The following is a 9919-nucleotide window of genomic DNA, read 5'->3' as shown; positions in this document are numbered from 1 at the left end:
CGATGAGGGCGCCGACGAGCCGTCCGTCGAGTGCGCCGTGCTCGTCGCGCACCCGCGCCAGCGTCTGCCCGATGCCGCCCGCGTCGGCGATCTCGTTCGACATGCGCAGCAGAGCCCTGCCCGACCCGTACTGCTCGAGGCATCCGTGCTGCCCGCAGCCGCAGGCGATGCCGCCCGGCACGACCCGGACATGGCCGAGCTCGGCGCCGGCGCCGAAGCCCCCGCGGAACAGGCGGTCGCCCGCGACGATCGCACCGCCCACGCCCGTGCCGATCGTGAGCATCACCATGTCGCTCACGAGACGGCCGGCGCCGAACCGGAACTCGGCCCACCCGGCGGCGTTCGCATCGTTGTCGACGACCACGGTCGTGCCGACGCGGGCCTCGAGCTTCTCGCGGAACGGCTCGTTGCGCCAGTTGATGTTGGGCGCGTAGTAGACGGTCGACTGGGCGGCGTCGATGAACCCGGCGGCGGCGACGCCGACGGCGGCGATGTCGCCGCCGGCCGAGAGGGACTGGATCATGCCGACGACCGCGTCCTCGAGCAGTACGGGATCGCCGGCGGCGGTCGGCACGCGCTCGCTGCGCACGATGGCGCCGAACTCGTCGACGACCGCTCCTGCGATCTTCGTCCCGCCGATGTCGATACCGATCGCGTGCACCAGCAAGCCGCCTTTCGAACGGGGTGAGGCCGAATGATCCCGGGGCCTCAGGGCCGCACGAGCAACGACTAGAGTGTAATCGACCCCAATGCCGAGGTTCGCGCGCCCCGAGGCCGCGCGGCCTCCTCCGGTGCCGAAGGAGCTACCGTGATCCAGTTCGATACCCCCGCCCTCGTCCCGGCCGACCCCGACGCGAACGCGACCGACCTCCTCGTCGACCGGGTCGCCGCCACTCCCGACTCCGTGCTGTTCTCACTTCCGACCGCCGACGGCGGCTGGTCGCCGGTCACGACGCGCGAGTTCTACGACCAGGTCATCGCTCTCGCGAAGGGCCTCGTGGCCGCGGGCATCCAGCCGGGCGACAAGATCGGGCTCATGTGCAAGACCCGGTACGAGTGGACCCTCATCGACTTCGCCACCTGGTTCGCCGGCGCGGTGCTCGTGCCGATCTACGAGACCAACTCCCCCTCGCAGGTGAAGTGGAACCTCAGCGACTCCGGCGCCGTCTCGGTGATCCTCGAGACGCCCGACCACTTCGCGCGCTTCGACGAGGTGCATCCCGAACTGCCCGCCATCCGGAACGTCTGGCAGATCGACCTCGGCGACCTCGACAAGCTCGCGACGGCCGGCACCGGCGTCGCCGACGAGGAGATCGAACGGCGACGCAACCTCGCGGTCGGCTCCGACATCGCGACCCTGATCTACACCTCGGGCTCCACGGGCAAGCCGAAGGGCTGCGTGCTCACCCACTCGAACTTCGTCGAGCTCTGCCGCAACTCGGCCGTGGCGCTCAAGGAGGTCGTGTCCGAGCCCGGCGCGTCGACCCTGCTCTTCATCACGACCGCGCACATCTTCGCCCGCTTCATCGCGGTGCTCGCGGTGCACGCCGGCGTACGGGTCGGCCACCAGCCCGACACCAAGCAGCTGCTGCCGAGCCTCGGCAGCTTCAAGCCCACGTTCCTGCTCGCCGTCCCGCGCGTGTTCGAGAAGGTCTACAACGTCTCCGAGCAGAAGGCCGAAGCCGGCGGCAAGGGCAAGATCTTCCGCGCCGCCGCCGAGACCGCCGTCGCCTACTCGATGGCGAAGGAGGCTGGTTCGGTGCCGTTCGGCCTCAAGGTGAAGTTCGCGGTCCTCGACCGACTGGTGCTCTCGAAGCTGCGCGCCGCCATGGGCGGCAACGTGAAGTACGCCGTCTCGGGCTCCGCCCCGCTCGGGCCGCGTCTCGGCCACTTCTACCACGCGCTCGGCATCACGATCCTCGAGGGCTACGGCCTCACCGAGACGACGGCGCCCGCAACCGTCAACCTGGCCACGAAGTCGAAGATCGGATCGGTCGGTCCGGCGCTTCCCGGGGTCTCGGTCCGCATCGCCGACGACGGCGAGATCGAGGTCAAGGGCATCAACGTCTTCAAGGAGTACTGGAAGAACCCCGAGGCGACCGCCGAGACCTTCGACGGCGAGTGGTTCAAGACCGGCGACCTCGGCTCCTTCGACAGCGACGGGTTCCTGTCGATCACGGGACGCAAGAAGGAGATCATCGTGACGGCCGGCGGCAAGAACGTGTCGCCCGCCGCCCTGGAAGACCCGATCCGCGCGAACCCGCTGGTGGGACAGGTGGTCGTCGTCGGCGACAAGAAGCCGTTCATCTCCGCCCTGATCACGCTCGACCCCGAGATGCTCCCCGTCTGGCTCAACAACAACCACGAGGACGCCGGCATGAGCCTCGAGGAGGCCACGATCAACGCCGCGGTGCTCGCCGAGGTGCAGCGGGCCATCGACGCCGCGAATGAGAACGTGTCGCGGGCCGAGTCGATCCGCAAGTTCACGATCCTCGCGACCGAGCTGACCGAGGCGAGCGGACACCTCACCCCGAAGCTCAGCATCAAGCGCAACGTGATCCTCGAGGACTTCTCCGGCCAGATCGAGTCGATGTACTCGGGTGCCCCGGCGACCGAGGGCCATTCCATCGTCCACTGAGCGAGCGCATCGGTCCGGTGCACGACGAAGGGCCCCGCGGCATCCGCGGGGCCCTTCGTGTGTCATGGTGGCAGGCCGGCCGGCTGGCGCGTCAGAACCAGTCCGACTCGCGCACCTCCTTCATCGCGACGCGACGCTCGGCCTTCTCGAGCCGGTCGAGGTAGAGGATGCCGTCGAGGTGATCGGTCTCGTGCTGCAGCGCCTGCGCCATCAGGCCCGAGCCCGAGAGCTCGATCTCGTTCCCGTCGAGGTCGATGCCCCGAACGCGGGCGAACGGATGCCGCGGCGTCTTGTGCCAGAGCCCCGGGACCGAGAGGCATCCCTCGTCGATGGGCTCGAGCTCGCCCGACACCTCGACGATCTCGGGGTTCAGGACGTACCCGACCTCGCCGTCGACGTTGTAGCTGAAGGCGCGCAGGTTGACGCCGATCTGCGAGGCGGCCACGCCCGCGCGCCCCGGCAGCTTGACGCTGTCGATGAGGTCGGCGACGAGCGCGCGCACGCCATCGTCGATCTGTTCGACGGGGGCGGAGACGGTCTTCAGGACGGGGTCGCCGAACAGGCGAATGGGGCGTTCCGGCACGTGCGCTCCGATATCAGTACCCGCGGTCGGCGGGCAGGCCTTCCACGACGAGCGCCGCGAGTTCGCGGGCCGCGTGCTTGGTCACGGGACGAAGCTCGTGCCAGTTCACGACGGATCCGGCTGCGAGCTGCGGGTCGTAGGGGATCCGCACGATCTCGCGCACCCGGGAGGCGAAGTGCGCCTCGATCTCGTCGACCTTGACGAGGTGGGTGCCCTGCGTCGCGAGGTTGATCGCGACGACGGCGTTCCGCACGAGCTCCCCGTAGCCGTTGGCCTCGAGCCAGGTGAGCGTCTCGGACGCGAGCCGCGCCTCGTCGACACTGCCGCCCGACACGATCACGATCGAGTCGGCGCGCTGCAGGGTGGCGCGCATCACGGAGTGCACGATGCCGGTGCCGCAGTCGGTGAGCACCAGGGAGTAGTACCGGGCCGCGAGGCCGGCGACCACGTTGTAGTCGTTGTCGTCGAACGCCTCGGACAGCGTCGGATCGGTGTCGGACGCGAGGATGTCGAGGCGAGTCTCGTCACGGGAGACGAACGCGGAGAAGTCGGTGTAGCCGCCGATCGACGAGGCCTTCGTGACGACGTCGCGCACCGTCTCGCGGGTCTGGCGGTCGACCCGCTCGGCGAGCGTGCCGCGGTCGGGGTTGGCGTCGATCGCGATGATGCGGTCGTCGCGCGCATCGGCGAGGGCCATTCCGAGCAGCGCGGTGATCGTCGTCTTGCCGACGCCGCCCTTGCGGGTGAGCACGGGCACGAACCGCGCGCCGCCCTCGAAGCGCTTCTGGATGCGGGCGGTCAGCTCCTTGTAGGCCCGCACCTTGGCGGAGTCGCCGAGGTTGACGAGGTGCAGCGACGCCTCGTAGAGGAAGCGGTTGAACCCGCCGTGCGGCGCGGGCCGCGTGGTGCGGTTCAGGTCGATGAGCCGATCGGCGGTGAGGGACTCGGACGGCTCGGGCAATTCGGCGGGCGTGAGCTCGTCGGTCGGCACATCGACGACGGCGACGTGGCTGCCGGTGTCGGTGCTGACGCGCTCGCGACGGAGCTTGGAGGCGTCGGAGGCGAGGAGCGCGCTGTACGGCGACGCGTCGCGCCGGTAGGAGCTGCGGTATCCCGAACCGGAGAGCGCCGGGGTGACGACCTCGACCGAGGTGGTCGACGGCCCGCCGCCGACCACGGTGCCCGGATTCACGGCGACGTCGTCGATCGCGACGGCGACCTCGTCTTCGGGCATCTCGGGCCGCGGCGCCGGAGGCAGGTCGACCCGGATGTTCAGGCTCTCGGGAAGCGCACTCGCCGCGTGGGCGCCCGTCGTCGGCCCGAGCTCGCCGTGCTCATCGGGGGCTCGGCGCCCGCCGGTCGCACGACGAGTCGTCATCTCGCGATCACTGCTGTCGTCAGCCACGGATACCCCTCCTCACCAGTGCGAACACATGGACAGCCTAGCGCGGGCGCACCACCACGAGCAGATCGCCCGCCTCCACCTGCTGCGTCTTGGGGATGGCGAGCCGCTCCACGACACCGGCGACGGGCGAGGTGATCGCCGCCTCCATCTTCATCGCCTCGATCGACGCCACGCTCTGTCCGGCGGCGATCTCGGCGCCCGGCTCGACCTGCAGGGTGACCACGCCCGAGAAGGGCGCGGCCACCTGGCCCGGCTGCGAGGCATCCGCCTTCTCGGCCGCGCGCGTCTCGACGACGATGCTGCGGTCGCGCACGAAGACCGGCCGGAGCTGGCCGTTGAGGATCGTCATGACGGTGCGCATGCCCTTGTCGTCGGCCTCGCCGATCGCCTCGAGGCCGGCGTAGAGCCGCACGCCCTTGTCGATCTCGACCACGTGCTCGGAGCCCTGGCGCAGGCCGTAGAGGTAGTCGGAGGTGTCGACGACCGAGAGGTCGCCGAACAGCTCGCGGATCTGCTCGAACTGGCGCGTGGGGGCCGGGAACAGCAGCGCGTTCAACGTCGCGCGACGGGTGGCGCTGTCGGCGTCGAGCGCGGCGCGCTGGTCGTCGGTGAGCTCCGTCACGCCGATGCGCACGTCGCGGCCGGCGAGCACCTTCGTGCGGAACGGCTCGGGCCACCCGCCGGGCAGGTCGCCGAGCTCCCCGGCCATGAAGCCCACCACCGAGTCGGGCACGTCGTACTTGTCGGGGTTCTCCGCGAAGTCGGCCGGATCGGCCTTCACCGCCGCGAGGTGCAGGGCGAGGTCGCCGACCACCTTCGACGACGGCGTGACCTTCGGCACGCGGCCGAGGATCTTGTTGGCCGCGGCGTACATGTCCTCGATGAGCTCGAAGTCGTCGGCGAGGCCGAGCGCGATGGCCTGCTGGCGCAGGTTCGAGAGCTGTCCGCCGGGGATCTCGTGGTGGTACACGCGCCCGGTGGGGCCGGGCAGGCCGGACTCGAACGGCTTGTAGAGGCGGCGGACCGATTCCCAGTACGGCTCGAGATCGGCGACCGCCTGCAGCGAGATGCCGGTGTCGCGCTCGGTGTGCGCGAGCGCCGCGACCAGCGATGAGGCGGACGGCTGGCTCGTGGTGCCCGCCATGGGCGCGCTCGCCACGTCGACCGCGTCGACGCCGGCCCTGCTCGCCGCGAGCAGCGTGGCCAGCTGCCCTCCGGCGGTGTCGTGCGTGTGCAGGTGCACCGGCAGGTCGAAGCGCTCCCGCAGGGCGGTCACGAGTCGCTCGGCGGCGGCCGGACGGAGGAGGCCCGCCATGTCCTTGATCGCGAGGATGTGGGCGCCCGCGGCGACGATCTCGTCGGCGAGCCCCAGGTAGTAGTCGAGCGTGTACAGGTCTTCGGCGGGGTCGAGCAGGTCGCCCGTGTAGCAGAGCGCCACCTCGGCGACGGCGTGACCGGTGGCCAGCACGGCATCGATCGCCGGACGCATCTGGTTCACGTCGTTGAGGGCGTCGAAGATGCGGAAGATGTCGACGCCGGTGGCCGCCGCCTCGCGGATGAACGCGTCGGTGACCTCGGTGGGGTACGGCGTGTAGCCGACGGTGTTGCGGCCGCGCAGCAGCATCTGGATGTTCACGTTCGGCAGTGCCTCACGGAGGGCGGCGAGGCGCTCCCACGGGTCTTCGCCGAGGAACCGCAGCGCCACGTCGTACGTCGCACCGCCCCACGCCTCCACCGAGAGCAGCTCGGGCGTCATGCGCGCCACGTAGGGGGCGACGGCGACGAGGTCCTTCGTGCGCACCCGGGTCGCGAGCAGCGACTGGTGCGCGTCGCGGAACGTCGTCTCGGTGACCGCGAGCGGCGTCTGCGCACGCAGGGCCGCCGCGAAGCCCGCCGGGCCGAGCTCGAGGAGGCGCTGCCGCGACCCGGCCGGTGCCGGCTTCGAGAGATCGAGCGCGGGGAGCTTCTCGGCCGGGCTCACCGAGGTGGGCGCCGGACCGTTCGGCTGGTTCACGGTGACATCCGCGAGCCAGTTGAGGATCTTGGTGCCGCGGTCCTTGGAGACGCGGCCGCGGACCAGCTGCGGGCGCTCCTCGATGAACGAGGTGCTGAGATCGCCGGCGACGAAGGCCGGATCCTCGAGGACCGCCTGGAGGAAGGGGATGTTCGTGGAGACGCCGCGGATGCGGAATTCGGCCAGGGCGCGCTTCGCGCGCGAGACCGCGGCCGGGTAGTCGCGGCCACGGCACGTGAGCTTCGCGAGCATCGAGTCGAAGTGAGGGCTGATCTGGGCGCCCGGGTTGATCGTGCCGCCGTCGAGGCGGATGCCGGCACCGCCCGGCGACCGGTAGGTGGTGATCTTGCCCGTGTCGGGCCGGAAGCCGGCGGTGGGGTCCTCGGTCGTGATGCGACACTGCAGTGCCGCACCGCGCAGCCGGATCTGGTCCTGCTCGAGTCCGAGGCTCGCGAGGGTCTCCCCCGCGGCGATGCGGATCTGCGAGACGACGAGGTCGACGTCGGTGACCTCCTCGGTCACGGTGTGCTCGACCTGGATGCGGGGGTTCATCTCGATGAACACGTGCTCGCCCGCCCGCTCGCCCGCGGTGTCGAGGAGGAACTCGACGGTGCCCGCGTTGACGTAGCCGATGGACTTCGCGAAGGCGATCGCGTCGCGGTAGAGCGACCGGCGCACGTCGTCGGACAGGTTCGGCGCCGGCGCGATCTCGATGACCTTCTGGTGACGACGCTGCACCGAGCAGTCGCGCTCGAACAGGTGGACGGTCTCGCCGGTGGCATCCGCCAGCACCTGGACCTCGATGTGGCGGGGCCGGAGCACCGCCTGCTCGAGGAACATGGTCGGGTCGCCGAACGCGCTGTCGGCCTCGCGCATGGCCTCCTCGAGGGACCCGCGCAGCTCGTCCTTCGTGTTGACGCGGCGCATGCCGCGACCGCCGCCGCCGGCGACCGCCTTGGCGAAGATGGGGAAGCCGATCTCGTCGGCCTGCGAGATGAGCGCGTCGATGTCGCGCGAGGGCGGCGTGGACTTCAGCACGGGCACGCCCGCGGCGATGGCGTGCTCCTTCGCCGTGACCTTGTTGCCGGCCATCTCGAGCACGTGCTTCGGCGGCCCGATGAAGGTGATGCCGGCCTCGGCCGCGGCCTGCGCGAGCTCGGGGTTCTCCGACAGGAACCCGTAGCCCGGGTAGATCGCGTCGGCGCCCGACTCGCGTGCCACGCGGATGATCTCGGCCACGTCGAGATAGGCGCGCACCGGATGTCCAGGCACGCCGATCTGGTACGCCTCGTCCGCCTTCAGGCGGTGCAGGGAGTTGCGGTCCTCGAACGGGTACACGGCGACGGTCTTCGCGCCGAGTTCGACGGCTGCACGGAACGCCCGGATGGCGATCTCTCCGCGATTGGCTACCAGGATCTTCGTGAACATGCAGGCCTTTCCGACGGGTTTCCGCACAGCGAACATTTAGGTATCGCCCGAGGACTAAAGGTAACGTATCTGTTCGTGCACGTACTCAGCGTCAGTTCCCTGAAGGGCGGTGTCGGCAAGACGACCGTCACCCTCGGACTGGCCTCAGCGGCCTTCGCCCGAGGGGTGCGGACGCTCGTCGTCGACCTCGACCCGCAGTCCGATGTGTCGACCGGCATGGACATCCAGATGGCCGGCCACCTGAACGTCGCCGACGTCCTGGCGTCGCCGAAGGAGAAGATCGTGCGCTCGGCGATCGCCCCGAGCGGCTGGGCGAGGTCGAACCCGAGCTCCACGATCGACGTCATGATCGGCAGCCCGTCGGCCATCAACTACGACGGCCCGCACCCGTCGATCCGCGACATCTGGAAGCTCGAGGAGGCACTCGCGAACGTCGAGGCCGACTACGAGCTCGTCCTCATCGACTGCGCGCCCTCGCTGAACGCGCTCACCCGCACGGCCTGGGCCGCGAGCGACCGGGTCGCCGTCGTCACCGAGCCCGGCCTGTTCTCGGTCGCCGCCGCCGATCGTGCGCTGCGCGCCATCGAGGAGATCCGTCGAGGACTCTCCCCCAGGCTGCAGCCGCTCGGCATCATCGTGAACCGCGCGCGCGTGCAGTCGCTCGAGCACCAGTTCCGCATCAAGGAGCTGCGCGACATGTTCGGCCCGCTCGTGCTCTCCCCGCAGCTGCCCGAGCGCACGTCGCTGCAGCAGGCGCAGGGTGCGGCGAAGCCGCTGCACATGTGGCCCGGCGAGAGCGCCGAGGAGATGTCGAACCACTTCGACCAGCTGCTCGACCGGGTGCTGCGCACCGCGCGGATCGCCGAGTACGCGGGCACGCCGCTCGAGCTCGAGTCACCCGTCATCTGACGTCATCTGGAACGCCCGGGCGTGGCGCGGCGATGGTGCGCGCGTGCCGCCGGGCTGGAGAAGCGGTCGGCACCGCGTGAGGCGGGTCCGCGAGCGTCAGCACACCGCCGGGAGGGCGAGGCTTCGGGCCGGGCTCGGGTCAGGAGATCTTGCGCGAGCGCGTGCCGCGGCGCGCGGCGAGTTCGTCCATCGGGTCGGCCGGGTGGGTGTCGAGTTCGACCAGCGTCGACTCCACCTCCCTGAGCACCTTCCCGACGGCGATGCCGAAGACGCCCTGGCCGCGGTTGACGAGGTCGATCACCTCGTCGTCGGAGGTGCAGAGGTAGACGCTCGCACCGTCGCTCATGAGCGTCGTCTGCGCGAGGTCGTCGATGCCGGCCTCACGGAGCTGCGTCACCGCGGTGCGGATCTGCTGCAGCGAGATGCCCGTGTCGAGGAGCCGCTTGACGAGCTTGAGCACGAGGATGTCGCGGAAGCCGTAGAGGCGCTGCGAACCCGAACCGGCCGCGCCGCGGACCGTGGGCTCGACGAGCTGGGTGCGGGCCCAGTAGTCGAGCTGCCGGTAGCTGATGCCCGCCGCGCGAGCCGCGACCGCGCCGCGATAGCCGGCCGCATCGTCGTGATCGGGGAGCCCGTCGGTGAACAGCAGGCCGAGGTCGTAGCGATCCCGTTCACTCCGGTCGAGCTCGCTCATCCGATCGCCCCTCACTCTCACGCCCGCACCCCGATGGCGCGAGTCCCACGCTACCGACGCCGGGGGTCCTCGCCAAACACATCGGGCCGAACGTCACGGCGTGTCGCGGATCAGCGTGCGAGTCGTGCGAGCGATGAGCCCGTTCGTGATCTCGTCGTGCCAGCTGCCGGCGACGATCACCACCCGGAGGCCGGTGCCGTCGACGTCGAGCTCGGGGGAGCCTGCTCCGCTCATGATGCGTGTCCTTC

At 70.3% G+C, this 9919-nt stretch carries 7 protein-coding genes; 2 read left to right on the top strand and 5 right to left on the bottom strand.

Annotated features, from left to right (window positions below; all coding sequences use genetic code 11):
• Nucleotides 1-661 (bottom strand): ROK family protein (locus GH736_RS10855; protein ID WP_159603110.1); only part of this gene is annotated, 661 nt, incomplete at its 3' end.
• A gap of 147 nt (nucleotides 662-808) precedes the next feature.
• Between GH736_RS10855 and GH736_RS10850 the strand changes: the two genes are divergently transcribed.
• Nucleotides 809-2638 (top strand): AMP-dependent synthetase/ligase, encoded by a 1830-nt coding sequence (locus GH736_RS10850; RefSeq protein WP_159603108.1) that lies wholly within the window; start codon nucleotides 809-811, stop codon nucleotides 2636-2638.
• Between the two features lie 91 nt (nucleotides 2639-2729).
• Here the strand turns inward: GH736_RS10850 and def are convergent, their stop codons facing one another.
• Genes def through GH736_RS10835 form a run of 3 tightly spaced genes read right to left on the bottom strand, consistent with a single transcriptional unit; the run spans nucleotide 2730 to nucleotide 8068 of the window.
• Nucleotides 2730-3221, bottom strand: a complete 492-nt coding sequence (gene def, locus GH736_RS10845) for a peptide deformylase (protein ID WP_159603106.1) — start codon at nucleotides 3219-3221, stop codon at nucleotides 2730-2732.
• Between the two features lie 13 nt (nucleotides 3222-3234).
• Nucleotides 3235-4626: a MinD/ParA family ATP-binding protein gene (locus GH736_RS10840; protein ID WP_235934002.1), complete on the bottom strand. Its 1392-nt coding sequence runs from the start codon at nucleotides 4624-4626 to the stop codon at nucleotides 3235-3237.
• A 37-nt stretch (nucleotides 4627-4663) separates the two neighbouring features.
• Nucleotides 4664-8068: a pyruvate carboxylase gene (locus GH736_RS10835; protein WP_159603104.1), complete on the bottom strand. Its 3405-nt coding sequence runs from the start codon at nucleotides 8066-8068 to the stop codon at nucleotides 4664-4666.
• Nucleotides 8069-8143: 75 nt separating this feature from the next.
• On the opposite strand from GH736_RS10835, the gene GH736_RS10830 reads away from it, so the two are divergent.
• A complete protein-coding gene (locus tag GH736_RS10830; protein ID WP_159603102.1) occupies nucleotides 8144-8977 on the top strand; it encodes a ParA family protein in 834 nt (277 codons plus the stop codon).
• A gap of 139 nt (nucleotides 8978-9116) precedes the next feature.
• Here GH736_RS10830 and GH736_RS10825 read toward each other — a convergent pair whose 3' ends face one another.
• Nucleotides 9117-9671, bottom strand: coding sequence for a MerR family transcriptional regulator (locus GH736_RS10825; protein WP_159603100.1), 555 nt, complete (start codon nucleotides 9669-9671; stop codon nucleotides 9117-9119).
• Between the last annotated feature and the right edge of the window lie 248 nt (nucleotides 9672-9919).

This window comes from Agromyces humi (assembly GCF_009720255.1).
Taxonomy (GTDB): Bacteria; Actinomycetota; Actinomycetes; order Actinomycetales; family Microbacteriaceae; genus Agromyces; species Agromyces humi.
Note: the sequence above shows the minus strand (reverse complement) of the source record. Positions and strands in the feature narration are given on the sequence as shown.